At 55.2% G+C, this 26,739-nt stretch carries 15 protein-coding genes; 8 read left to right on the top strand and 7 right to left on the bottom strand.

What is annotated here, in order from left to right:
- Positions 1-1,031: 1,031 nt before the first annotated feature.
- Positions 1,032-4,523, top strand: a complete 3,492-nt coding sequence (locus AB4Y89_RS00095) for a carboxypeptidase regulatory-like domain-containing protein (protein WP_442298869.1) — start codon at positions 1,032-1,034, stop codon at positions 4,521-4,523.
- 691 nt (positions 4,524-5,214) lie between these two features.
- Here AB4Y89_RS00095 and AB4Y89_RS00100 read toward each other — a convergent pair.
- Positions 5,215-6,624 carry an APC family permease gene (locus AB4Y89_RS00100; protein WP_442298870.1) on the bottom strand — a complete coding sequence of 470 codons (1,410 nt, stop codon included), beginning with the start codon at positions 6,622-6,624 and terminating at the stop codon, positions 5,215-5,217.
- Between the two features lie 101 nt (positions 6,625-6,725).
- Positions 6,726-7,823, bottom strand: a complete 1,098-nt coding sequence (locus AB4Y89_RS00105; RefSeq protein ID WP_442298871.1) for an SIS domain-containing protein — start codon at positions 7,821-7,823, stop codon at positions 6,726-6,728.
- Between the two features lie 256 nt (positions 7,824-8,079).
- Here AB4Y89_RS00105 and AB4Y89_RS00110 point away from each other — a divergent pair, with 256 nt between their 5' ends.
- From AB4Y89_RS00110 to AB4Y89_RS00120, 3 genes are read left to right on the top strand one after another with little or no spacing between them, the layout of a single operon-like run.
- The gene (locus AB4Y89_RS00110; protein WP_442298872.1) at positions 8,080-10,848 is read left to right on the top strand and encodes a glycosyl hydrolase 2 galactose-binding domain-containing protein; all 2,769 of its coding nucleotides are present in this window, start codon (positions 8,080-8,082) and stop codon (positions 10,846-10,848) included.
- A gap of 53 nt (positions 10,849-10,901) precedes the next feature.
- Positions 10,902-12,305, top strand: coding sequence for a Gfo/Idh/MocA family protein (locus AB4Y89_RS00115; RefSeq protein ID WP_442298873.1), 1,404 nt, complete (start codon positions 10,902-10,904; stop codon positions 12,303-12,305).
- 44 nt (positions 12,306-12,349) lie between these two features.
- Positions 12,350-13,477 carry an amidohydrolase family protein gene (locus AB4Y89_RS00120; RefSeq protein ID WP_442298874.1) on the top strand — a complete coding sequence of 376 codons (1,128 nt, stop codon included), beginning with the start codon at positions 12,350-12,352 and terminating at the stop codon, positions 13,475-13,477.
- A gap of 28 nt (positions 13,478-13,505) precedes the next feature.
- Here AB4Y89_RS00120 and AB4Y89_RS00125 read toward each other — a convergent pair whose 3' ends face one another.
- The 3 genes from AB4Y89_RS00125 to AB4Y89_RS00135 are packed head-to-tail and all read right to left on the bottom strand — an operon-like array spanning position 13,506 to position 19,210.
- Positions 13,506-14,696 carry a glycoside hydrolase family 88/105 protein gene (locus tag AB4Y89_RS00125; protein WP_442298875.1) on the bottom strand — a complete coding sequence of 397 codons (1,191 nt, stop codon included), beginning with the start codon at positions 14,694-14,696 and terminating at the stop codon, positions 13,506-13,508.
- A 24-nt stretch (positions 14,697-14,720) separates the two neighbouring features.
- Positions 14,721-17,165 (bottom strand): PKD domain-containing protein, encoded by a 2,445-nt coding sequence (locus tag AB4Y89_RS00130; protein ID WP_442298876.1) that lies wholly within the window; start codon positions 17,163-17,165, stop codon positions 14,721-14,723.
- Between the two features lie 8 nt (positions 17,166-17,173).
- A complete protein-coding gene (locus AB4Y89_RS00135; protein ID WP_442298877.1) occupies positions 17,174-19,210 on the bottom strand; it encodes a glycoside hydrolase family 20 zincin-like fold domain-containing protein in 2,037 nt (678 codons plus the stop codon).
- 490 nt (positions 19,211-19,700) lie between these two features.
- Here AB4Y89_RS00135 and AB4Y89_RS00140 point away from each other — a divergent pair, with 490 nt between their 5' ends.
- Positions 19,701-20,459, top strand: coding sequence for a DeoR/GlpR family DNA-binding transcription regulator (locus AB4Y89_RS00140; RefSeq protein WP_442298878.1), 759 nt, complete (start codon positions 19,701-19,703; stop codon positions 20,457-20,459).
- Between the two features lie 14 nt (positions 20,460-20,473).
- Here the strand turns inward: AB4Y89_RS00140 and AB4Y89_RS00145 are convergent, their stop codons facing one another.
- Positions 20,474-21,760, bottom strand: a complete 1,287-nt coding sequence (locus tag AB4Y89_RS00145; RefSeq protein ID WP_442298879.1) for a D-tagatose-bisphosphate aldolase, class II, non-catalytic subunit — start codon at positions 21,758-21,760, stop codon at positions 20,474-20,476.
- Positions 21,761-21,902: 142 nt separating this feature from the next.
- On the opposite strand from AB4Y89_RS00145, the gene AB4Y89_RS00150 reads away from it, so the two are divergent.
- On the top strand, positions 21,903-22,865 hold the full coding sequence (locus AB4Y89_RS00150) for a carbohydrate kinase family protein (protein ID WP_442298880.1): 963 nt from the start codon (positions 21,903-21,905) through the stop codon (positions 22,863-22,865).
- Between the two features lie 212 nt (positions 22,866-23,077).
- Positions 23,078-24,394: an MFS transporter gene (locus AB4Y89_RS00155; RefSeq protein ID WP_442298881.1), complete on the top strand. Its 1,317-nt coding sequence runs from the start codon at positions 23,078-23,080 to the stop codon at positions 24,392-24,394.
- A gap of 9 nt (positions 24,395-24,403) precedes the next feature.
- Here the strand turns inward: AB4Y89_RS00155 and AB4Y89_RS00160 are convergent, their stop codons facing one another.
- Positions 24,404-25,162 carry a 6-phosphogluconolactonase gene (locus AB4Y89_RS00160; RefSeq protein WP_442298882.1) on the bottom strand — a complete coding sequence of 253 codons (759 nt, stop codon included), beginning with the start codon at positions 25,160-25,162 and terminating at the stop codon, positions 24,404-24,406.
- An 82-nt stretch (positions 25,163-25,244) separates the two neighbouring features.
- Between AB4Y89_RS00160 and AB4Y89_RS00165 the strand changes: the two genes are divergently transcribed.
- The gene (locus AB4Y89_RS00165; RefSeq protein WP_442298883.1) at positions 25,245-26,708 is read left to right on the top strand and encodes a GDSL-type esterase/lipase family protein; all 1,464 of its coding nucleotides are present in this window, start codon (positions 25,245-25,247) and stop codon (positions 26,706-26,708) included.
- Positions 26,709-26,739 lie beyond the last annotated feature (31 nt).

Consider the following 26,739-nt stretch of genomic DNA (forward strand, 5'->3'; position numbering starts at 1 on the left):
CGGGTTCTCGGTGGGGAAGAGGAGTCAGCCGCGTCGCGTAGTCAACGGCGAATATTGCCGTTTGTCGATGCAAAGATCGTATACATCGCCTTCGAATCCTGGAACTCTCCCATCCATATCGCCTTCGGGGACCCCTTCAGTGCATTGAGCACATTGGCCAACATGATCCCAATTGCCTTCCGGGCGCACCAGTTCGTTCTTCTTGTTCTTAGTCGTGAATTTGAACGAGACGGGAATTGGAACCACAGGGAGCCGATCTCGTTCAGGCAGTACTTCCAGGAAGCCGCAGGTTGCCGATGCCGTGTCGCGCTGGGCTAGTCCCGTACAACTGGTCGAGATGCTCTTCATGCTCTGGCTGCTGATTGTGGGAGCTGTACCAAAGGTGTCCACGGAGGAAACTACGCTATGCATTCCATCGAGAGTCTAGCCGACGATTTCCGCACGCTGAAAATCAGGCACGGGGACACCGCCATGCCCCCAAGGTTCCATTATCTTGTGATCTTGTCGTACACCCTGTCCGTTGGGATCTGTGTCCGGACGTCTCCACCGATCCTCATGCCCGCGCCTGGCTCACTCGCTGATCGTTCTGACTACAAATTTTGAATTTCTGATCGGATTCGGTAAGAGATTGCTGCGCCGGCGCGCATCTGCGGGCACCGCATCCGCCATACGCTTACGAATCCGTTCGAACCTGCCTTCAAAATTCAGTGGGCGTCCCTTTAAAGATTCGGACCTATCGGTTTGCGTCAGGCGAATCCCGCAAAAGAAAGTCTTTTGAGCCAAAGGATAGCGGATTAGGAGAGGCACCGTTCATTTTCCGCTTGACAGAGTCATCGCCTCATCCGAGAATCATTCGAACGAAAGCAAACGAAAGTAAATGATCTAAAAGCGGAAGCCAAAGAGCTGCATCCCGCAATGTATTTGTCCGCGAATTGGGAATATTCGCTTTCGTCCACTCTCAGGGAGGTTATATGTACCGACGTATCAGATGTCTTCTGAATCTGTGTTTTATCGTTTTCGCACTTTCCGGGATGATATCGGCTCGTGCGGATATTAAAGGATCCATCTCAGGAATCGTGACTGACCCGAGTGGCGCGGCTGTGGCGAAGGTAACCGTCCTGGCAACGAACGTCGCAACCGGCCTCCAGAGCACGGCCGTGACGGATGAAAAAGGTTTTTACAACTTTCCGACACTGAATATCGGCACATATACCGTCGAGATCAAACAGCCTGGATATAGCGCCTTCCAGGAGACTGGCATCACGATCAACGCCAACTCGGCGGTCCGCGTGGACGTGACGTTTCAGCTCGTTGCTGTTACCGATACGGTCAGCGTAAAAAGCAACTCGATCATGGTCGAGACTCAAAACACGCAGATGGGCGAAGTGATCGAATCGGAAAAGATTCAGGCAGTGCCACTTAACGGGCGCTCGTTCATCGATCTGCTGGCCTTGCAGCCTGGGGTCTCTCCGTATACCGTCACAGCGTTCAACACCGGTACGGGTATCGGGGGCAAGACGATCTCGGGTGGTCTCAGCAATGGAAACCAGAGCGTAAATGGTGGCCGTACGGGTTCCAACGCCTACCTGATTAACGGTGCGTTTGCCGAGGAAGGCGCGCACCAGGCCGCTGCGATGGTTCCGAATCTTGATTCGATCGCCGAGTTCCGCATCATCACCAACAACTACAACGCGGAGTACGGCAACTACAGCGGCGGCCAGATCAACGTTGTAACAAAATCCGGTACAAACAAGTTCCACGGAAGCGCATTTGAATTCGCCAGAAACACGGACTTCAATGCCAAGAACTACTTCTCTAAAACCCGCGGCCAGTTCAAGCGTCATCAGTTCGGCGGAACCTTTGGCGGCCCGATCCTGAAAAACAAAGCGTTCGGCTTTATCGACTACGAAGGCACGCGGCAGATTGTCGGTTCGGGCGCGAGCTATCCAGTTGCTTCGGTTGCGCAGCGCAGCGGAGATTTTTCAACGACTACCTCTTTGTTTGGCACTAAAGTGGTGGGCGGTTCCGGCGCCGGGCAGACCGCTTGGGCGAAGCAGCTCTCCAATCGGCTCGGATACACAGTTACGCAAGGCGAGCGCTACTACACTCCGGGCTGCACGTTGACCACACAGTGCGTCTTCCCCAATGGCAAAATTCCGGCTGCGATCATGGATCCCGTGGGCAAGAAGCTCAGTGCGTTTGTTCCGCAACCAACCGATGTGGGTGGCACTATCTTCGCCACAACGGCCTATAGCGCAACGAACGCAGATGATAAGGGAGCGGCTCGCGTCGACTTCAACCCTCATTTCGGAAATCTGTTCATCTATTACTTCCGCGACCACTTCAACGGTCAGACCCCCTTCTTCCGTCACACGAATGTCCCCGGCTTCGCCAGTGCAAACAATGGTTTTACACAGATGGTGAACCTAGGCCTTACCAGTACGATCAACCCGACACTCGTCAACGATATTCGTGTCGCCTATCTGCGGGTTTCGGGAACGCTTGGCCAACCTCTGGGGGGAACCGGTGCCGGCACGATTGCCAGCCTCGGATTTACCACGCCATTTGGTGCTGCAGGCGGTCTCGCGCCGATTGTCCCATCCTATGAAGGTGTGCCGGTTGTCGCCCTGAAGAGGGCCAACTTCGGCGCAACGAACAGCACCATCCGTCAGGCGAACAACACGATCCAGTTCATCGACAACGTAACCAAGACGTACGGCACGCACAGCTTTCAGTTCGGCGTCGATTACCACTATGACCAGATCAACGAGCGCAACACGAGCTGCCCGAACGGCTGCTTTACCTTCAATGGTAAAGAGACTGGCTCGGACTTCGCAGATCTTTTGATCGGCGCTCCTTCGGCGTTCTCGCAAGCCGGTCTAACCCAGTTGAACTCGCGCAGCAACTATCTTGGCATCTATGCACAGGATGGCTGGCGCGCGCTTCCTACGCTCACGATCAACTATGGACTGCGCTGGGATGTAAGCCAGCCGTGGTATGACACCAAAAACATGCTTTCTACCTTCGTCCCCGGCCAGCAGTCCCAGGTATTTCCGAATGCGCCGAAGGGGATGGTATTCCCCGGCGACCCGGGCATCCCGAACACGATTGCCCAGACGCGCTACAACAACTTCGCTCCGCGGATTGGTATTGCGTATGCGCCGGCTTCCGGCAAGTACAGCGTACGCGCAGGTTTCGGTATCTTCTATTCCTCCATACAGCAGGTCAGCGGCATGAATACCGCCGGTGGTCCTCCGTTCAATGTCTATTATGGAAGTCCCGTACCGCCTTCGCTGGCGACGCCATATATCGATCGCTTCAGCGGCAACTCTGAGGGCGTAAAGTTTCCTGCGCCTTTGCCTCCGTCGAACGTGTCGGCATCGAATCCGGACTACATCGACTTCGGTCCGTTCGAACAGATTTCGGGATCGTACGGGATCTATCCAGGCAATGGCCTGCCCTCGCTTGAAAACTACGAACTATCCCTTCAGCGTTCGTTCGGTAGCAGCACCGTTGCTTCGTTGAGCTATGTAGGAACGTCGGGTCGGCACCTGATGACCTCGATTGAATCGAATCCCGGAAACCAGGCTCTGTGCGTCTTCCTCAGCGATCCCAACAACGTCGCACCGGGCACGGCCACGTGCAGCCAGAACGGTGAAGATCAGCAGTACATCAAGAAGGATGGGACCGTCGTCAATGGAACCCGAACTGTCTTCGGTAGCCTGGACCTGGGGAGCAATCCACTGATGAAGGCTGCGGCCGGCTCGAGCTACAATTCGCTCCAGGCCAGCCTGAATCATCGCGATAAGTATGGAAACTTCCTGCTGAGCTACACGTGGTCGAAGTCGATCGACAACAGCTCGGACGTCTTCGATAGCACCAATCCGTACAACCCCGCGCAGAGCCGCGCACTCTCGTATCACGATGTTCCTCATAACTTCGTGGCGAGCTATACGGTTCAACTGCCGTTCGATAAGCTCGCCAGTGGAAAGTTCGCCAAGCCGTTCTCGGCGGGCTGGTCGATCTCTGGTATTACCTCCTTGACCTCGGGTGAAGTCGTCCAGATCCAGGAGAGTTATGACGACAACGCACTGACCGGCGCCTATAACGCACCGGTGGATACCCCCAGCTATGCAAACAACGGAAGCCGCCTGTTCCAGGGCGGCATAACCAACAACAACCCGCGGTTGGCAAAGCCCTTTTTCAATCCGGATTTCTATGTCGCCGAGCCCTTCGGACAGATCGGAAACGCGATGCGCCGTTCGTTCCATGGTCCTGGTGTGAACAATACGAATCTGACCTTCCAGAAGAATACGGACATCACAGAAGCAGTGAAGGCGCAGTTCCGCGTCGAGGCCTTCAACGTTTTCAATCACACCCAATTCAATGGAGTAGATGGCGAGATCGGCGACACTCCGGGATGCGATACGCTCGGCGTCGCGACGACCTGCAGTGGTTTCGGATACTCCACCAGCGCTCGCGACCCTCGTATTATGCAATTGGCTTTGAAGGTCCTCTTCTAGAACGTCTTCGATGTGGGTATTTCGATGGGAGATGCAAAATGCATCTCCCATCTTTTTTGCGTAGCAGTATTGTCGGGTAGTTAGCGAATGTGAGCGGTATTCTTGATCCCATTGAGTATTGCTAGATCCACTCGCGCCGTTTCCGACGGCTCACATATTCGGGATTTTCGTAAAGGGCAGGGCCAAGCACGCAGGAACGGTTCTTCCGATAACGCGGCACGTAGGTGTCGTGTCCATCTCGGCACTTGCGTCAATGAACTGACGTTCGTGGTAGCTCTCGTTGCAGCTATCGATATACCCGTCTTCACGGCTTTTTTCAATACAGCCGGGGGATCGGTCTTCGACTGGTGTGTGTCGCACTCCTGCGACTTGCCGTTCTGTACAGAAACCGTGTTTCGGCGGATCGGACCTTCTTTTGTAGCTCTTCTCCAGGGCTCGGCCTCGATCAATGTCCCATCCACAGTGCCTGTTTCCGGGCCAGGGACTTTCGGCATCCGGACGTTCCATATCGAAAAAAATGCGGGACCTCGCAGCCCTGAGATACGGTTTCCTTTGCCGGCCGAGAAGCCAACAGGACTCATCAGACACGGCCTCAATTTCAGGTGGCGCGTGTCCGAGAGTCGGGACGTGCGCCACTACGGAATGTTGGGGATGCAATTCCAGATATCGACTTTTTCAGATCCTGCCGGCATTACTCGGAATCTGCTGGAAGATCGAAGCTCACCAGGCCACCGCGGAAGCCCTTCGTCTTGATGGCGGCATACAGCGTACCAGCAACCATCCAGACAGTGCCCAAAACGAGGGCGGTGCGGCTAAGGTTGAGCCATATAAAGCCGCAGATTAGGAAGCCGAGTGAAGGTAGCACAAAGTTGTGCACCTTCTTCACCTCGGCGCGCAGCCAATAGCGGATGAAGGCCGCTGCATTCACACCCATAAACGCGATGAAGGCGCCAAAGTTAACTGCTTGAGCCCCAACTTCATAAGCGCCTCCACCCAACTGCCGGGAGAAATATTCGAGAGCCCCAGCACCAATCAATGCAAAGCCTCCCACCGCAAGGACATTATTGCGGGGAATGCGACTCTTCGGATCAATGGTTCCAAAGAAAGACTTAGGCAGGGCATTGCCACGCCCCATACCGTAGAGCAGTCTTCCGGCCGCCAACTGCGCGGCCAGGGCGGACCCTGCATTCGCAATCAACAATGTGAAGTTGATGATCTGGAACAGTGCAGCTCCGCCAGCCCGTCGGGAGATGATGGCAAAGGCAGATTCAACCTGATCGCTGGGGAAGGCCTGCGAGCCCCAGACCAACTGTGCCGCATACGCTTCAAGGCCTGAGAGAACGCCAGTAACAAGGCAAACCAGGACCGTTGCAAGCAGGATGTTACGGCGAGGATTTTCAACCTCTTCCGACAGCGTCGAAATGCCGTCGAAGCCGATGTATGTGAGAACCGCTACCGATGTGCCCGCAAAGATCCTCGAAGAGTTGAAGGTAGTGGGGTTATAGAAGGGTTGGGAAAAGTATCCGGGGCCATAGCTGTGGAGTTGCCAGACGAAACGTACAACGGCTGCAAGGAAGAGGGCGACAATGATCGTCATGCCGATGCAAAGAGTTTCGTTGATCCGCGCGGATGTCTGGATGCCGCGCAGGTTTACCCACGTGAGCAAGCTTACGAAGATGATGATCCAGACATAGTAGGAAAGGCCGGGAAAGACGTTTATAGCGGCCTTGGCGCAGAAGGCGACGCAGATCAGCGGATTGAGTACGTAATCCATCACCATGCTCCACCCTGTGATGTATCCCAGTGCCGGGTGCGTCTCCTGTCCCACATAGGTGTACGCGGATCCCGCGCTGGGATAAGCAGCGGCCATCTTGCCATAGCTGATTGCCGTAAGCAGCATCGCAACCATGGCCAGGAGAATGGTTGTCACGACATGGCCGCCGGCCTTGTTATTGATGACGCCGTAGATTCCCATCGGTGCGGTCGGTTGGACGATGACCATTCCAATAAGGACTAGGCTCCATAAGCTCAAGGTTCGATTGAGTTTTGGAGTCTCACCGGAGGCTGCATTAACGGTCACATCCCGAGCTACTTCTGCCATCGAATCCTCGCGTACAAACTGAAAAAGGGGCGATTCGCTACACTGACTCAAAGCTTATATGGACTTCCATCTTCGAGTAGGCAGAAGGTTATGCGGCCGCGTTATTCTTCGTCCTCATCGTAGATCTTCACGCCACGGACAACTCGATTGATTACTCCATCGAGGCTTGGATTATCGGGATCCAAGCCGTTACGCAGACTCAAATGATATCCCAGCAGTTGCGGTCCGACGATCTCGAACGGAGTGCGTAGATTGTCCGCCCCACTTGTGACGATCGCAGGGATGTGTTCATCGAACAAGGACGCTTCATTATCGGCTGCGCCAATGGCAACGAGATATCCCAGGCCCTTTGTCTTCAGTTCATTCACAAGATCGAGCTCATAGCGGCGTCGAATGGGACTGTTGGAAAGCAGGCATAGGACGACAGTATTAGACGCGAGGAAACTCATCGGTCCATGACGAAGACCAAGGTAGGTCTCGGGCAGGACAGCATACTTTCCTCCGGTCATCTCCAGGCACTTGAGCACGCCCTCCTGTGCCCATGGGAAGGATGGCGAAGAGCAGAGCAGCACGATGCGATCTCTAACAGCAGCGGCCACGCGCTCCACGACTTTGTTAATCCGTTCAAATTGAGCCGATCCATGCACGCATGCCTGAGGGAGCACGTCATCAACCTTAGCCTGGTTCGCAAGGCAGTAGCCGGCCAGAACGAGGTTCGAGAAGGAGCTCGTCATCACCAGACTTTTATCGTCGGTGCGGGGATCGAGAAGAATAGTCTGCAACAAGCTCGATTGCGCAAGGAAGCCTTCGGGATTGCAGGTGATCGCAAGCTGCAGGATGTCTGGCCGGAGCTTGTGGATGCGCTCTACGGTGGCATAGCTCTCGGGGCTATTACCGGAACGGCCGATGGAGATAACAACCGTGATATCGGAAAGAAAGCGTTCCGTGTCGACGAGGAGATCGGTGGAGGCAACGGCGATTGCACGGGGCCAGTTGGCCGCGATCGCGGATGCTGCATAGGATGAAGTGCCCGCGCCTGTAAGCAAAACGCGTGCTCCCATAAGCTTCGACTCCAAACCGTACCGCTTCACCGCGGTTGCAACTCTCTCAGGAGTCATGGGCCACAGTGCGGGCTGCTGAACAATCTCTGACCAGGTATGGTCTGTATGCTTGATGGCGCTTTCAGAACCGAATCTCATCTACTGCTTCCTCGATTGCGACACCCGAGGGCTCGAATACCGCTGGTGCTGGTTGATCCGGCTTGCAACTGCCGGTAGACCCCATGTTCTCAGCAATGCGAACAATAAGCAAGCAATATCGGCTATAAACGTGCTATATTCGCAAGAAATAGAAAGCAATCGAAAGTCTCTCCGGTATAGAGTCCCTCTCGATTGCGAAAGTGCGGCCACTAGAGAAGGCGGCTTCACCTGTGGTCAGGAGGCGATGAGAGAGTCGATGCGATTTACCGGTAGGCCCTTGCTTTGTTCTCTGCTGTGTATGCTGCTGTTCGGTGGGACACAGGTTGCGTTTGCGACGGAGGTCGCTGGCCGCACGGAGTTGGTAGGCGGGTGGAAACTGATCTCCGCCGACAAAAAGCCGGGCACCGGCGCCGCTATCTCTCAATCGAACTTCGACACGAATGGCTGGTTTCCTATTAAGCAGATGCCGGCGACCGTGCTTGAAGTCCTTCAGGAAGATGGTGTCTATCCGAACCTGTACGTAGGAATGAACCTGGTGAATGAGGTGCCCCAGGATCTCTATAAACAGGACTGGTGGTATCGGACGAGCTTTTATGCTCCTGCAGGCCACAAGGCCTATTGGTTGGACCTGCCAGGTGTGAACTATCGTGCCGAGATCTGGCTCAACGGAACGCTGCTCGCCGACAGCCGTCAGGTAGTAGGGATGTATGTCGGGCATTCATTCAATGTGACGGATCTAATACGTGCAGGGCAGTCGAATACCCTCGCCATCAGGGTCACGCCGGAGCAGGCGATTCCCGATGTGAGTGGGGTGGAGCTCGCGGACAGTTGGCATGATTGGCTGGATTGGAAATATCTCGGCTCGAAGGCTCCGCGCTCGGATCACTACAAGGAAGGCTGGACCGCGGACCGTAACGCGGGTGTGTGGAAGCCGGTCTATCTTCACGTCACGGGTGCGGTGAAGGTTTCCGATGTACTGGTCAATACCGACCTTCCGCTGCCCGCCACAGATTCTTCAGCGCTCACAGTCTATGCGACACTTTCGAACGCGACCCATGACCCCGTCAATGGTGTGTTGACTGCGGAGATCACACGGGTGGGCAAATCTCCGATCCAGGTGGAACAGCCGGTCGTGCTCAGAGCCGGCGAGGCACGAGAGATTAGTTTCACTCCAAAGACGTTTCCGCAGTTGGCAGTGGATCATCCGGATCTGTGGTGGCCATACACGATGGGGGATCCCAATCTTTACGATCTGCACATTACATTCAAGGTTGGAGATGAGGTCTCCGACGCGAGTTCCTTGCAGTTTGGAATCAGGAAGGTGACGCAGCATCGCGATGCGGACCTTCGTTTTAGCAAGACCTCCGAGGGCAACTTCTATCTGCAGGTGAATGGCAAGAACTTTCTTGTGAGAGGCGCCGACTATACGCCGGATCTGCTGTTTCGGCAGGATCGCCAACGCAACGCCGACCACATCCGATACGTGAAGGATCTTGGGCTCAACATGCTGCGTTGGGAATCTAAGATTGCCGACGAAAACATGTTCGAGCTGGCAGATCGAGCCGGAATTCCAGTCATGGTCGGCTGGATGTGCTGCTCTAAATGGGAGCAATGGGAGCAATGGAGCGAGGAGGATCAAGCAGTTGCCAGGCAAAGCCTGCGCTCACAGATTCTCATGCTGCGCTCTCATAGCTCTGCCTTCCTTTGGTCGAGTGGAAGCGATGGGCTTCCACCCGAGCCCTTGCGAGAAGACTATCGGCGGATACTGCATGAACTCCATTGGCAAAACCCAATCGTCGATACAGACGCGAATGGGAACAAGGACGCGAACGGGAAGCAAGTGTGGGATGGCATTGGAATGTCGGGTGTCGATCGCTGGCATCCACCTTCGTATTGGTTCGATCCAAAGTATTCTGCTTCGAGTGGATCCAGCGCTGAGTATGGCGATAACGAGGTGATTCCCCCCTTTGAAAGCCTGAAGAAGTTCATTCCGACGGACAAATTGTGGCCACCCAATGAATTCTGGTTCTTGCACGCGGGTGCCCATGAAGGTGCGAACCAGTTGACCACGATCCGCAAGGTAATTGAGCGCCGATATGGCAAGTCAGACAGTGCGGAGGAGTTCGCGAATAAGGCGCAGCTCGCCCACTATGAGACTACTCGTGCTCAGTTCGAGGCGTGGTCGTCCGATGGCTGGGCCACGCACAAGATGGAGATGTACTGGATGCTCAATAACCACTGGCCTTCCTTCTTCGGACATCTATACGACTACTACATGGAACCTGGCGGCGGGTACTTTGGCGCGAAGAAAGCGCTCAGGCCGCTGAGCGTTGTCTTTGACTACTATGCAGGTAAGCCGCATGGGGCCGCTAAGATACGCATCACCAACCAGACGATGTCCTTGCAAACAGGGCTCCGGGTTCGAGTTCGTATCTATGATCTGCAGGGTAAGGTCAGATATGCCAAGGAGGCAACGCATCAATCAGTGGCGGCTCAGGGCGTCACAGTAGCGTTGACATTGCCACGGCCCACGCATCTGGCTTCGACATACTTTGTGCGTTGCGAGTTGTTCGGCGCCGATGGACGACGCCTGGTTGACAACGTCTACTGGCAGTCGAAGACCCTGGATGACTTCGGCGATCCGCTCCATGACGATGACGACTATCCCTATACGCAAACGAGTTGGTCGACATTTCTCGATCTGAACTCAATGCCGAAAATAAAGCTGGATGTCGCCGGCACCGTGACGACCGCGGATGACAGAAGCCGCTTCTCCATCACATTGCATAACGGTAGCTCAAACGTGGCCTTCTTCGAGCGTGTAACCATCATTGGCAATCGCGATGGGGAAGACGTGCTGCCCATTGAGTATGACGACAACTATGTGACGATCTTCCCCGGCGAGACCAAGTCGATTCAGGGGAGCTTCGATCCCAGGGTCCTTGGCGATCGAAAGGCGTGGGTGCGCGTCGCCGGATATACGACACTGCCGGATGCGGTGGAGCTGAAAGGCACGTCGGAATAGTGGCCGTTAAAGATTGTTGCCGGAAGGGTCACGATAGTCTGGAGGAAAATACGATGTCTACAAATCGCAGAACCTTTGTTAAGGCTTCTGGAATGGCATTCCTGAGCGCTGGAATGAATGCTCGCTCGTATGCCCGCATTCTGGGAGCGAATGATCGCATTCAATTGGGCATCGTGGGCTGTGGCTCTCGCAGCGAAGACCTTATAGAGATGGCGCGGATCGGCAGAAAACAAACGCCGCTTGAGGTCACGGCTGTCTGCGACCTCTGGAACAAGGCTCGTGACCGCCGTGCTGTACAGGTGAAGGACGCAATGGGTGTTGAGCCACGCAAATATCAATATCTCGAGCAGATGCTTGCTCAGAAAGATATCGATGGTGTCATGATCGCGACAGGGGACTTCCAGCACGCGAAGTTGTGCATTGAGGTCGTGAACTCCGGGAAAGACTGTTATGTCGAAAAGCCTTTTGCGAATGTGCTGACGGAAGCAAAGCGGGCACGTGACGTCGTCAAGGCTTCGAAGCAGATTGTGCAGGTTGGGACACAGCATCGAGGACAGCCCTACAATATCGCCGTTCGCGATCTGATTCGTTCTGGGAGAGTCGGCAAGATCGTGAATATCGAGCAGGAGTGGCATGTCAATGAAGAACGGTGGCGTTTTGTGGACGTCGATACCGGTATCTCGCCAGAGATGCTAAAGGATAAAGACATGGAGTGGAAGAAGTGGCTCTATGAACGCCATTCCACGCTTCGGGAAGAAGACACTGACTGGAAGCGATGGCTAATGGATAAGCCGTATCGGCCCTTTGATCCGCATGTGTATCTGGAGTTTCGCTTATACAAGGAGTTCTCGAGCGGGCTATTCGATCAGTGGTTAAGCCACGGATGTGATCTGGTGCACCTATGGACTGATGAGGCATATCCGGTGAGTGTTGTTGCCAACGGTGGCATTTTTGCGTGGCCCGATGGCCGGGAAAATCCGGACACATGTGTTGCTGCGGTAACGTATCCCAAAGGTTTTCTTTACACATATAAGACCACTTTCGGTAATAGCTATCGCAGCTTCTCGCGGATTCAAGGGCGGGACGGGACAATTGAAAATCATGGTGGAGAGGGTGCCTCTCTCTTCGTCGTGACGAAGGAAGGCGGCCGCGAAGAATATGACGGGCATAATCCGCGCTATAAAAACGTCCCGCTTGTCGCCCCGTTTGAAGACCGCGAAGAGGTGGTGCGGGTGCCGGGAGCGCCGCCGCCCGACACGGATGGCCCGGATGATGTCGATGCACCGCACTTGCTCGACTGGATCGCGGCGATGCGGAATCGCAGCCAGCCTGTCTCTACGGTGGACCACGGTTTCTCGCATTCTGTCGTCTGCATCATGGCAGCGCAGTCTTACTGGAGTGGTAAGAAGCTCTATTGGGATCCAGTGAAGGAAGAGATTGGCGATGAGCCAGTTTAGGAGCTTGTAGCAAGAATGAGTGCAATCTATACGACGAGGTCTCGATGAGAACGAACTGGCTGCCCGCATGTTTTTGCATTTTGTCCATCGGTTGCTACGCGGGCGCGCAGCAATCGAGCCACTCAGGCACCCGGTCTGTTAAGGGCCTTTTCACACCGGAGGAGCTGAAGCAGTTCGTGGCGCTGGACCCAATCGATACGCATGCCCATATCTTTCATCCATCGCCTGTGTTCAATGCGTTACTGAAGCGCTTGAACCTCCACCTGGTCGATATCGTTGTAGTAGATGACCATGGGAAACATCCGGCAACACTTGTGAAGCAACGCGCTGGCGCGCTCGGCGTGATCGCCCAGAATGAAGACCGCACGAAGCTATGCACGTCGTTCGATCCCTATAAGTTCAACGACCCTTCCTTTGCCGCAAATGCAGTAGCGGAGATGAATAATGACTTCGATCATGGCGCGATCGCGGTAAAGATCTGGAAAAACGTGGGTATGGAAGTTAAGGACTCGGCAGGGAAGTACATTCTTCCGGACGACCCACGCCTTGCACCGATCTACCGTGATATTGCCGCTCACGATAAAACCTTGATTGCACACGTTGCCGATCCAAATACACTGTGGGCCCCACCCGATCCGAAGGCTGATGACTACTCGTATTACATGGAAGAGGAGCCATGGTGGTACATGTACAACAAGCCCGGGGTGAACTCGAAGGAGACAATCCTCGCTGCCCGCGACCATATGCTTGAACAAAACCCCACGCTCCGCGTGGTCGGCGCACATGTAGGCAGCCTTGAAGCTAACTTCCCCGACCTCGGTGCGCATTTCGAACGCTATCCAAACTTTGCAGTCGACATCGCCGGACGCGTTCCCTACTTCAAGATGATGCCACGGGAACAGGCGATTGCTTTCATCACGAAGTATCAGGATCGCCTTATCTACGCGACCGACAATGACCATGAATTCTATCCGGGCTGGAAAACAAAGCAGGCCGCGAAGTTCTGGGAAGAGGCCTATGCGGATCAATGGCGGTACTTCGCGACCAACGATACAGTCGAATACCAGGGGAAGCCGGTGCAAGGTTTAGCGTTGTCGCCGGAGATTCTTCGCAAGCTGTATCACGATAACGCAATCAAGTGGTTTCCTGGCGTAATCGATCGCGTGAAATAGACTCATAGCACAACAGTGGGGCGACAACTCACTGTTGTGCCATAGAATAAATTTCCGAGCCCGCAAGAAGAAAGGCGCCAACGCCATAGACGTAACTGGATGTTGGCTTCAAGTGTCCGGGCGCATCCGCAACCTTCTGTACAGAGCCAAGCCTGCCATCAACGAAGATGTGTGAGACGAGACCTCGCCACGCGAGCGCAACATGCGGCTCATACTCTTCTTTGCTCAGAATGCCACTGTTGATTCCATACGCCAGTCCGAATGTGATGAGGCCGGTTCCCGATGTCTCGTCTGCCGGATAGCTGGTTGGATCAAGCAGGCCCGCGGTCCACAACCCGTTGGGGCGTTGCAGCTTGGCGAGCGAAGCGGCCATCTCTTGAAACTGCGCCACGTACTTCGGTCTGGATGGATAGTCTTTCGGCATGTTCTGAAGAACCTTAGCGAGGCCGGCAAGGACCCAGCCGTTTCCCCGCGACCAGAACACCGGTTCGCCGTTGGCTTCCTTTCTGGTTAGGAACCGCGCGTCGCGGAAGAAGAGACGGTGACGCGTCTCGTAGAGATGAGAAGAAGTGACGCTCCATTGCGTATCCATGTAATCGAGATAGCGTTGATCACCTGTGATGCGAGATATCTCTGCAAAAGCGGCAGGGGCCATGAAGAGTGCGTCACACCACCACCATAAGGGGCGTTCTTGACTCTCTGTTTGTCTCATGGTGAACGCAGCGCGATCTTTGACGGACTGCATCATCGCTGGATCTTTGTAAGATTCATAGAGCGCGAGATAGGTCTGGCCAATGGTCATGTCGTTAGCATCGAGCAGGTCGGGACCCATTTGCCAATGGAGTGTTTGCCCCATGGATCTCATGGCTTCGATATATCTCTTGCCGGCGACCGATTCCGGGATTGCCATAAAGCCGGTATAGAGCACTCCGAATGTCCAGTCGTCGTCGAAGTGAGGCGCCGAACGCTGCAGTTGCCAGTCTGCTACTTTCATCAGTGCTGCAGACACATCTTTGCGAGTGATAGCTGAGGACAGGGCCTTATCGTACGGCCGCGCATGCTTTGGCGCATCTCCGACATAACGGGAGAACTCGCCCTGATCTTTGGTGCGCTGTGCATAACCTGAACGGCTTGAAAGCATGGCCAGAAGGCCGATGGTTTGCAGGATCAGGATTATCGCAGTCTGCGACTGATATCGATCGCGAAATTGTAATGTCATGCGGGTCTTTCTATATCGAGCCAATTACTTGTCGTTGAAGCGTGTCTTTGTTGCAGGCACAAACGCGGAGGGTATCTCTCCTTCAGCGGTCACGTCGAAGGCGCTGATCTGTGTGGATGTTGTCGCACCTATCGCAATCAGTCGTACGCGGTACGTTCCTGGCTGGGTGTAGGTGTGGGTTACGGCGCAGTCTTGCGCGCTGACACCATCTCCGAACGTCCAGCGGTACTCAGCGGGTGGAAAAGCTACGTCTTCCGAGCAAACGGAAAAAGAAGCGCTTTCACCGGTCTTGACATGGGTGGGATGCTTGACGTCGATATGCTGCCGCTGCGCCGGGATAGATAGGTTGATAATTTGATAGATGCGCACCGAATGAGCGGGTTGGGTTACCGTGAGGACGTGCGCGGCCCGCCTCGTCGATGAGTCTCTATCGAAGATCTCTCGAATGAAATAACGAGAGTTCACGTCAAGACCAACGGAGCCTAGGGGTATGCGATGGGTACGGGCTTCGTCGGTCCAGTTGAAGATTGTGAGAACACTATGCCCGCCATCTTCCTTCAGAAAAAAGATGCTGGGTTGCTTATCTTCCGGGGCATAGCTCATCAAGTCCATTGGCTTCGACGCTTTGCCTGGCTTGACCATGTTGAGCAGATCGCGGTTCCTTACCAGAGCGAGCCTCTCCGGCTTGCTGCCGAGTGAAGGAAGGTCATCACCGATCTCAAACATGCCACCTGAGATCGCGCTGAGGGCGATGGAAGCCTTAGCCTCTTCCAGCGTGAGTGGGATTTTGCCGCCGTTCCACGCATGATCTTTAATGATCTGAGTAGATACGGTGAAGGCGTCTGGATCATTCACGAAGAAGTTACGATTCATGTAGTAGCGAGCAGCGACCGCGGGCGCGGCCTCTTTCGTTGCGGTGAAGGTATGTCCGGTGTCCTGTGCGATGCGGCCGTAGTCGACATAGCCTACTGGATTCAACATAGCGCTGCCGTCTTTATCCAGCATGATGTCGTCGCCTACTGTCTCGCGAATAGTCGCAAGACCAATCCGCTGAGCCTCCATTGCGGTGGTGTTCGGCCGATAGCGGATTCCTTCAACAGCGCTGTCGTCCATGAAGTCAAGCTTGATGTACCGGATGCCCCACTGCTTCACCAGTGCGGCATAGGTCGAGCGAAGATACTCCTGCGCTCCAGGATGAGTAGTATCAAGGGCGTATAGGCGGTCAAGGTGATTATTAGCCCAGCCCAGGTGAATGGGCTGACCGCCGGCATTGTGCACAAGCCAGTCTTTATGGTCCGTGAAGATGGAGGCTCGCTCAGAGACCTCGAAGGGCGCGGTCCATATTCCCGACGTGAGGCCCAGCGCGTGCACATGGTTTTCGAGCGCAATCATTCCATGAGGGAACTGGTTTGCATCCGCTGTAATGTACTCTCCGCGAGCGTATTGATAGCCCTCATCGAGATGGAAGTAGTTGTAGCCAAGCTCACTCAGATTCTGCGCCAGCCATTGAGCGTTCGTGAGTGCGACTCCCTCGGTGAGGCCGTAGTAGTAAGCCGTCCAGCTCCACCAGCCCATCGCAGTAGAAGCCTTGGTGCGGGCGTGATGCAGGTCTCGAATGAGAACGCCATAGGCCTCGAGCTGACGGTGATAGTCGTTGTCGATGCTGAAGAAGAGGCGCTCCGAGCGGAGCTCTGTACCCGATGCGAGTTCAAGCGATAACGGCACAGCATCTTCACTGGGGGATTCAAGAAGGGAGTTTTCTCGCATGATTTCAGTAGTGCCGGTAGACTCGGCAATGTAGCTCTCGATCCCAGTATCCTTGCCCAGAGTCAGCCGTAGGAGTGTGATGAAACGATCCGACGTGCCGGTACCCGCGAAGAAGCTCCATTTGCTGTCGCGGTTATAGATCAGTTGGCTGCCTACACCACGATGTACGCGGTTTGGGGCATCTTTCAGGTCCATGATCTTGATGGCCGGCGTGTCTTCGCTGAAGCTGTCGGAGAGAATGCGGTCATGCTCGACGGGGCCTCCGAGATTGAGAAGAGGGCCGCCTACCGTATCCATCATACGAATCGCATTGACGTGGATGGGCCCTCCAGTGGTATTGCGAACAGTTGCCTGCACCTCTCCAAAGGAACGCCCCTCAGGAGTGTGAAGTCGATAATGTAGCTCCGGCTCATTCGCCAGCCCACTAAAAGTGACATCCCATCCTCCGGCAACGGCATCGATGCGGTGATTTGGATAGCTGCTCGACCGAACCCATCTTCCATCGATCAGGGCGGAGATGCCGGCCCGAAGTACGGGGAAGGGAAGGCCGTCCGCGGAAAGCGTAAAGCTCGCATCCTCCGGGTCTATGGCAACATGCATGGGCTGCACATCGGCGCTTTGAGCAACGGCGGTGAAAGACAACAAAACGATGCAGATTGCACCGGCTGAAGCATGTCGCGTTCGATGTGCGCGGGACGTCATGGAACCTCTTATCGTGTGAGGAGCGTTGTTGCTGGAATCTCGAGCTCTTGTGGCGTTGGAAGGTGACCTGTTTTCTCATAGTCGTCTCCCGCGGCGCGAATGACTACTCCTCGCTGGATCCAGAGCTGCATATTCAGGTCGTACTGCGCAGTAACATTGTCAAGCCAATAAGGTCGGCTCTCTTTGAGCCATGCTGCCCGGAAGAGATCACGAATAAGCCCATAACCATCACGCAAGTCCTGGCATTGCCCATTGTTGCCGCTCAGGGTAAACGACATGTCTGAGACGGCCTCCTTCTTCGGCACGTCTGCCTGGTGAGCATACATTTCCGAATATTCCTGGCGCATCTCCTCGGCCTGCAGAAACTTCTGTCCGATGAAGTCCATCTTGCGCGCGCCTATCTCCATCGCGTCCAGCGCATCAATATTGCGTATTTCTGGCTGCTTCTTCGCTTCTTCAAGAAGGATGATGGCATCCTCCGCCGCCATGCGAAGGTCATGGGCGACGGGTAGAATCTTCAACGTATCCTGCTGTCCGTTTTTGCTCCAAGGGTCTTCCCAGAACAAGACATTCTTTGCCTGCAAATCTGCTTTGGCCAGAATGAGGTGCGCATTCATCAGCGCGATCTCAGCCTGATTTACTTTTCCGGACGAATCGTTGTGAAAGACGCGGCCGTAGTCTTGTTCGAACTGCTCAATGTCGGCTTTGCCGCTTTGCCAACTGGACGAAGCTCCGTAGAGAACGCCATACCAGTTCTGCTCGAAGATGCCTTCTCCACCATCGTTCCAGACTGTATTCAGCATGCCTGTTGACCCCAGCCGCTGACCATCGGTGACGAAGGCCTGAATCGTCTTGAGATTGTTATCGTTGTCGGGGAAGATACGGTTGCCCCGATTAGCGCTCGGCGCTACCCATGTCTCAATGCCGGAATCGCGAAAAGGAGCGATCCACTTATCGAAACCGTGCTCCTGCATCGAGTACTGCCATGGAACCGCGATCATGTCCTTGGGAAGATTCTTGACGGATTCCGGTGAGTTCATCGCGACGTCCCCCCAGAATAGGAGCCGCTTATGCAAAGGCCGCAAAGCCTCATGGACCTGGGTGATGAAGTCGATGTAGACCGGCACCAGGCCTCGGCTGGCGACGGCGCCCTTGGTTTGACCCAAGCCCAAATCGTCCGTCTCATCGGCCCCAATATGCAGGAACGGACCAGGAAACATCTGCGCGACTTGTGCGAACCACTTGCTTGTTAGTTGTAGAGATCCGGGCTGTTCTGGAGCAAGTACCGTGCCATGCGGTGTTTCAGACAGATGGTTGTAGCGCTCATGCATCAGGACGTGATGAAGATGTCCGAAGGCCTCCTGTTGCGGAACGATGCTAACGTGATACTGCTGCGCGAATCGTACGAGCTCTTCCACCTCGGTACGGCTCATAGAGCCGCCGGGAGGCGCTATCAGCGGATCGGAAGCGTACTGCAGATTGTTCTCGAAGTACGGCGAATAGATATTGATCTTGAAGGCCGCCAGTGTGCGAATCTGCTTTTTCTGATAGTCGAGTGTCGGAAATGGGCCACGCGAAAGATCGTCATCCTGCCCGCGGTATTTCATCGCTGGCCAGTCGCGAATCTTAGCCGTTTGAAGCACGGCCTGTTGAGCATGACCCGTGACGAGTTGCTTGATCGTCTGGACGCCATAGAAGATGCCCGTGGACGTCGCAGCGATGTCATAGAACGTTCTTCGGTCGTATAGCAGGGCATAGCCTTCGTCGCGCATCGTGTCGGTGAAGACGAGGTGGTGTGCAGCGAGGAGCGAAGCAGCCTTTGGAGTGTCGAGCCGCAACAACTCGATACTTACGCCAGTGGTCTTTGCACTCACCGGGATATCTCGCAGATGTAGCTCGTTGACCAGATCCTTAGCCGCAAAGAGGTCTTCGTTATCGAGGGAGGAGCGAACAGTGACAGATCCGGTGAGCGGCAGCACAGCTTTCTCATCGAGTTCGCGGGGCGCAGGTATCAGCGGGACCTTTGTCACCTCGGTCTGGCCCATGCTCAACGCGCTGATGAGGGTGCAAAGGATTGCCCCTGTCCAGAGTCTGAGAGAACGCCTGCTTGCTCCAGCTGTCATCGTGAACACTACACGCTCGTTTGGGGATTTGCCATTCTAATCTGGAAAAAGAAAGATTAAGAAAACTGTATCATTGCATTTGGTATCTATTCGAAAGAAATATTCGCTATAAACGAAAGCGCTGGCCGGGCTTTTGCGTCTGCATTTTGGCTAAGATCTTTTTCGTGTCTGACGGGGCAAAGGTGCGGAAAGCGCGTCAATCGTAGCCGCAACAACGAAATCGAGACGGGCGACACGGATGCGATACACTGGCTTTTGTTCTGTGTGCCGGCCAACAAAATCTCACAAGCAATCGCAAGTGATGACAGAGATAGAAGCCGTAGTTGTATTGTCGTTTTGCAAGCAATCAGTAATCAGTATCGGGAGTGGCATCACATTGTCTGACAGCGTGAAGGAAGCAACTGGCGGAATCATGGCTGACGAGCGCCGCGCGTTGATTATGCAGATCATCGACACTTCTGGAAGAGTGCGAGTACAGGACCTTGCGCAACGGTTTAGCACCACTTCAGTGACCATCCGCAACGATCTGAATGAGTTGCAAAAGCGTGGGCTGCTGCAACGGTCGCATGGCGGCGCGTTGAAGCCGGATTCGAGACTGTATGAGTCTCCGTTTCAGGATCGTATTCAGTCGCATATCGAAGAAAAACGCCGCATCGGTATTCTTGCCGCGAGCCTGATCCAGGATGGCGAAATTGTGATTCTGGACTCGGGAACGACGACCGGCGAGATCGCCAAGCAGATCAAGAATCGTCCGAGGCTGCAGGTCATTACAAATGGTGTCAATATCGCCAATGAGCTGTTGGGAGCGCGTGGGGTTCACACGACGATCCTCGGCGGCACGCTGCGAAGCGACTCGGCCTCGATCGTCGGCCGGTCCGCAGAAGATATGCTGAGCCAACTCTCTGCGGACAAGCTCTTCATGGGAGGCGCCGGCTGTGACCCAGACTTTGGCGCGAGCGGCGCGGATCTCGAAGAGGCGATGGTGAACAGGGCGATGCTTCGAATTGCGCGCGAGACCATTCTTGTGGCCGATTCAAGCAAGTTCGACAAGCGCAGCATGTCGCGTATCGCAACGTTCTCGGAGATCCACACCGTGATCAGTGACACCAACATGCCCGTCGCCATTCAAGAAAAGATCCGTTCGCACGGATGCAATCTGCTGCTCGCGTAGGAGCAGCGGATTCCCTAGGCGGCGCGGCCACTGTCAGGTTTGCACGCCGCGCTATACTTCCTGATCTCCGTGCGAATGTGCTCGATCACGAGATGACGAGCAGATATCTCCTTACGCCCACGTACAGCCTCGTAACCTCCAGGTAGATACTGGCTCAGCAAGGTCTTGGGCACCGAGAGAGCCTCGAAGTTTCTAAGCAGTGTTTCGATGCTCGTCTGAACCTCCCGTGCCGACCAATAGTAGCGGATGCGATCGCTATAGCTGAACGAGCGCAGAATTTTTTGTTCCTGTTCCGTGCCGGGATAGTACTGCTGCCAGTATCTGGGATTGTCGAACATGGTCTGCTCGAGAACGCCGCGCAGATGAGATCGCTGGGCCTGCGGCAGAAGCTCGTCTTCGATATGGGCCAGTGCAAAGAGAGCCTCACGGAGTGCAAAGGTAAGCCCGGGGCCGACCTTCAGGATGGCGAATCCGTCGCGTACAAGCTGCTGAAACGCTAATGGCTTTTGATAGTCGGTGGAATGGGCCTCGAAGACAATGCTGGGATGGCGATCGAGGAAACTCTGCAGCTTCTGTGCTGCCGCTGGAACATAGTCGAAGACATGATCGTGATCGAATTCGACGCCCGGCTGGACAACGATGCCCAGAACACGTTTCCAGGCTTCAGTGAGGCCAGCGTCATGGAAGGCTGCTTGATGAATCTGGAGCGTACGCTCCACGGCGGCGGCTCCAGTGACTTCAATGTGGTTGAGCGCATGCGAAGCTCCTCCCGGAGGAGGAACCTCCGTGCCAATGATGTAAATCGGCGCCACCCCGTTGGTCTCCATGACAGCCGTTTCCACCGCTGCGCAGAGCGTCGCGGCGCGTTCAGCCACGATCTCATCGCTCAGAACTTCAGGATCTCCCAGACAAGGCATGCTGGCGTCGAGATGAATCTTGGTGAACCCCGCGCGCGCGTACTGATCGACCATTCGGCACGCCCGTTTCATGGCTTCGACCGCATTGAGCGAACTCCAGGGATTTGGCCCCAAGTGATCTCCGCCAAAGTACAGCCGCTCGACAGGGACGCCGACGCCTTCTGCGATCTCTCCGACAAAGCTTCGAAAATCCGAGGGCTGCATGCCGGTGTAGCCACCATCCTGATTGACTTGGTTGGAGGTAGCCTCGACCAGCAGGGAAGTCCCGTCCTCAAGAGCCTGCAAAGCCGCAGCTTCAATCACCCATGGATGGGCGGAGCAGACAGCGTAGATGCCAGCATGTCTTCGCTCGGCAAGCAGTTGCTTTTGCAGCACAACACTCATAGGGCGCCCCCGGGCGTATCTGAGATAAAAGGCCGTAGGAGATGCTTTGTCATATTTGGTCGCATGTTTGTCTTGTTCGCAATTCGAAAGAATTCGAAATAAAAAGTAAACTATATTAACTATAAACGCAAGTGGGAGAGTCATGAATCACAGCTTTGATGTCGGTATCGCAGGGGAACTCAATCTGGACCTAATTCTGTACGGTCTGCCACAGACGATGCAGACCGAGCGCGAGTTGCTGGCGAGCGACTTCAGCATGACTCTGGGAAGCTCATCGGCGATCGTTGCGCATAACCTTGCGGCCCTGGGAATGCAAGTCAGTTTTCAAAGCGTGATCGGCGATGACGACCTCGGCACTGCCGCGGAAAGATATCTCGCTGATCGTGGTGTGGATGTCACCGGCGTGAAGAAGCTGCCAGGACGCAAGACCGGTGTGACGGTGCTTCTGCCCCACGACGGAGAACGCCATATCCTCACCTACCTGGGTACGATCGCGGATCTTGCACTGGCAGATGTCGATGTGTCTCACCTCTGTTCGGCACGTCACTTTCACCTGTCGTCGCTGTATCTGCAGAGCAAGCTTCATGCAGGCTTACCCGCGTTCCTGGCCGGCTTGAAACGTAACGGGATGACGATCTCGCTCGATCCAAACGATGATCCCGCCGATGTCTGGGGATCGCCATTGATGGAAGTGCTCCCCTTCGTTGACATCTTTATGCCGAATGCGTCGGAGCTGTGCCGCATGACGAAGTCCGAGGATGTCACGGGCGCTTTGGAGCAGATACAACCCCATGTTGCAACCATCGTATTGAAGCGTGGATCGCTTGGAGCTCTGGTTGTGACCGAGGGCACGTCGTACGAGTCAGCGCCGGTAAAACTCGCGAAGATTGTGGACACGGTGGGGGCAGGAGACAGCTTCAACGCAGGTTTTCTGGCGGCGTTCCTCTCTGGTCGTGATGTGGCCACGGCGGCGCGTTGCGGAAACCTCTCCGGTGCATTGTCTACACAAGGACGCGGGGGAATTGAGGCCTTTGTCCGCGCTGAGATTCGCGATCCGTTTTTGCAGGCCTACGACCCCGAAGGGCTGTTGAATTTCGCCCGTTAATTTTCGTTTGACGCCTAGGCTAGTTTTATATATACCTAAAACGAAATAAAACGAAATAAATTGTGCTATCGTATCCGACTCGATACGAGGTCAAGCGGGAGCGTCTCCAATATGGGTGTGATTGAGCTGGACAAGTTTTTAAACGTGTTCACGGCACTGGAGACGGGCGATCTGCCCATGAACGCGCTGAAGCTTCTGTTGTCCGGTGCCAGGTGAACTCCCCCGCTGGGTTCGCAGCCCCCGCACGACAATCGATTCGTTGGTACATCTGCCTCCTCCTCTTCGCCTCGACGGTCATCAACTATCTCGATCGGCAGACACTGTCTCTGCTCGCTCCCTTTCTGAAAGAGACGTATCGCTGGCGCAACAGCGACTATGCCAATCTCGTGATCGGCTTTCGCGTCGCCTATGGCATCGGCCAACTGCTCTGCGGACGATGGATCGATCGCTTCGGTACACGGCGGTCGATCACCTTCAGCGTCAGCTTTTATTCCATCGTGTCGATTGTGACTCCACTTGCGAGCAGCCTGCTTGGGTTCCTGGGCTTCCGCTTCATGCTGGGCTTGGGGGAGTCGGCCAACTGGCCTGCTGCGACGAAAGCTGTGTCCGAATGGTTCCCAGCGAGCGAGCGTGGCCTGGCGACAGCCTTCTTTGACAGCGGGTCGTCAGTTGGTGGAGCGATCACGCCGTTTCTGGTCTTCTTCATCTATACACACTGGGGGTGGCGGCCGGCGTTTATCGTCCCTGGTGTGCTCGGACTGTTGTGGCTGATCTTATGGAGACGGTTTTACTACCCTCCCCAGGAGCATCCATCGATTTCCAAGCACGAGTTGGAGATGCTGCGTGCGGACAAAGCGATCTCGGGCTCGTCGAACACAGCAAAGCCCACGACCGTGTGGGAATTGCTCAAGTTCCCGCAGACCTGGGGCACGATTGCGGCACGAGCCCTGACCGATCCCGTATGGTTCTTCGTCGCGGACTGGTTCCCGATTTATCTTGTGGCAAAAGGCATCGATCTGCGTAACGGCCTGCTTTCAGTGTGGGTGCCATTCATCGCGGCAGATGCGGGCAACTTCACAGGAGGCGCCGTCTCTGGATGGCTGATTCGCCGGGGCTGGCGTGTTGGTGCGGCGCGCAGAGCCATCGCCTTGGCTGGCGGCCTCGGCACTATGCTGCTCATCCCTACCGTACTCACAACAAACCTGTTTCTGCTCACGGTCCTGTTCGCCGGCGCGACCTTTTCCTATGCCTGCTTCAGCACGATTGCGAACGTGCTTCCATCAGACCTGAACCAGCCCAGCTCGGTGGCTACCGTCAGCGGGATGAGCGGAGCCGTAGCGGCGCTGCTCACAGTGATAGCGATGAAGGCCGTCGGCTATTTCTCCGACTCCAGAAAAGGAATGGGCACGCATGCCTTCGATCCGATCATGATCGCAAGTGGATGCATACCCGTGCTGGGGATGATTTTGGTGATGATCCTCGTCCGCAACACGCGTGCTACGGACGAGGGAAAGGTATTACGCATCTGAACCTTTGCCTTAACGGCTGAAAGTTTCGATGGCTTCCGTGGAGAGCTTCGCCGCAGACTCGGGCTCAAGATACAGCGTAGCGTTGGCGTGTTCGCGAAGGATCGATGCTGGATGCAGCGGGCTCACGTCGCCTTCCAGGCAGTCTTTCACAGCCTGTGCTTTGCGCGCATCGGGAACGACGGCGATGATGTTGGTCGAAGCCATGATCTGCCGCACGGTCATCGAGATCGCACGATGCGGCACATCATCCAGCGTTGGGAACCAGCCTTCACCGAACTGCTGCTGACGGCACGGTTCATCAAGCGTTACAACCACGTACGCGTCCGTGTTGATGAAGTCTGCGGGGGGATCATTGAACGCGATGTGACCGTTTTCTCCGATCCCGACAAACGCTATGTCGATAGGAGCGCTCTGGATGGCTGCACCAACCTCAGCCATTACCTCGTCGGTGGGACGGGTTCCGTCGATCAGATGATATTTGTGGATACCAGCTTTCTCGATTAAACGGGCGCGCAAGTAACGTCGAAAGCTCGCGGGATGTTTTTCGCTTATGCCGATGTATTCATCCAGATGGAATAGCTCCACCTTGTCCCAGTCGATGCCGGGCAGGCTCGTCAGCTGTTCCAGAAACTCCAGTTGCGAGGCTCCCGTCGCCGCGATGAGGCGCACGTGCCCCTTTTCGCGAATCGTCGTCGTCAGCAGTCCCTTGGCGTGTTGGGCGGCAGCCTCTGCGAGTGCCGCTTTCGATGAATACACCGCAAGTTTCATTTATGTTTCCTCTTTTGTTACTATAAAACGAAAACAAAGCAAAGCAATACGAAAGATAAAGAAGGATAAAGGTCGGCAGCTTATGGCGAAACGACAGGGGATTCTTCTCACATTGGCGACGCTTTTGCTTCTGCCGGGATACTCCTGGGGACAAACCGCCCCAGCGAAGGATCACTCCAGCGATCCCGACTGGTTGGCGCAGCACAATAGCCTGGTGAAGGAGGCACAGGATCACCCTGAAACGCAGCTCCTGCTGATCGGTGACTCCATCACGGAGAACTATCACGTGGCCAGAAAGCCCGATGAGGACTTCTTGCCCATTTGGGAGAAGTTCTATGCCCCCAGGAGGGCGCTGAACCTGGGTGTGAGTGGCGACACGACGGCCGATGTCACGTGGAGACTGGACCACGACGAGGTCAAAGGCTTGCATCCGAAGGTTGCGCTGGTGCTTATCGGCACGAATAACACGCTTCATGGACAGACTGCCGCCCAGACCGAAACAGGCATTGATACGATGATCGGGACCCTCGAAGAGCATCTGCCTGAGACAAAGATTCTGTTGCTCGGCATCCTACCCAGCGACCGTTCCGAAAGTAAATCGAGAGCCGACGCAGAGGTAAACGCGTATCTCGCGCGCTGCTACGGCGATAATCCTCGCGTTGCATATCTTGATATCGGGTCGATCTTCTATAAGAACGGCCTGCTGAATACGGCGCTCTTTTATGATCCCCGAACATCCGAGGACCGGCCCGCGCTTCATCCGGATACGGTCGGACAGCGCATGATGGCCAAAGCCATTGAGCCCACGCTGGCGAAGCTGATGGGCGATACGCCCCGCATGGATTTAGATGCAATGACGGAGATAAACACGGCGAAAATCCCTGTGCCGCGTCTCGAGCAGGACGGCTATGACTGGTATGCAAGACACCATGCGGAGTTGGAAACGCACAAGTCCATCAAGCCGGAGGTGGTCATGATAGGCGACTCCATCACGCACTTCTGGGGCGGCATGCCTGCGGGCAACATCACCAGCGGCCCCACGGCGTGGAAGAGCCTTTTTGGAGATGTGCCGGTCATCAACATGGGCTTCGGTTGGGACCGTACACAGAATGTGCTCTGGCGTATCCGGCAGGGCGAATTCGACGGTCTTACACCGAAGTGGGTGGTGCTGAATATAGGCACCAATAACCTGACCGGATCAAAGAACGCACGTGCCAACAGGCCCGAAGAGGTGGTAGAAGGCATCACATCGATCGTCAAGGAGCTCCATGAACGGTCACCTGCCAGCCACATCGTAGTGATGGCGATCTTTCCTCGAAGCTCGAAACGCGACGCCGATCTGAGCAAAAACATTATGGAGACGAACAAGCTTTCGCGGCAGAGGTTCGGTACAGATGCGTCCGTAATCTATCTCGATATCGGCGAACAATTCTTAGCACCGGACGGCTCCCTTCCAAAGTCGATCATGCCGGATGGCACGCATCCCAGCGACGCGGGTTATCAGATCTGGGCGAATGCGTTGATTAAGCTCGGCGTCGGGCGATAAATAGTGGCCGACGACCTGGTGTCGATCTCTA

Source organism: Terriglobus sp. 2YAB30_2, assembly GCF_052114765.1.
GTDB lineage: Bacteria > Acidobacteriota > Terriglobia > Terriglobales > Acidobacteriaceae > Terriglobus.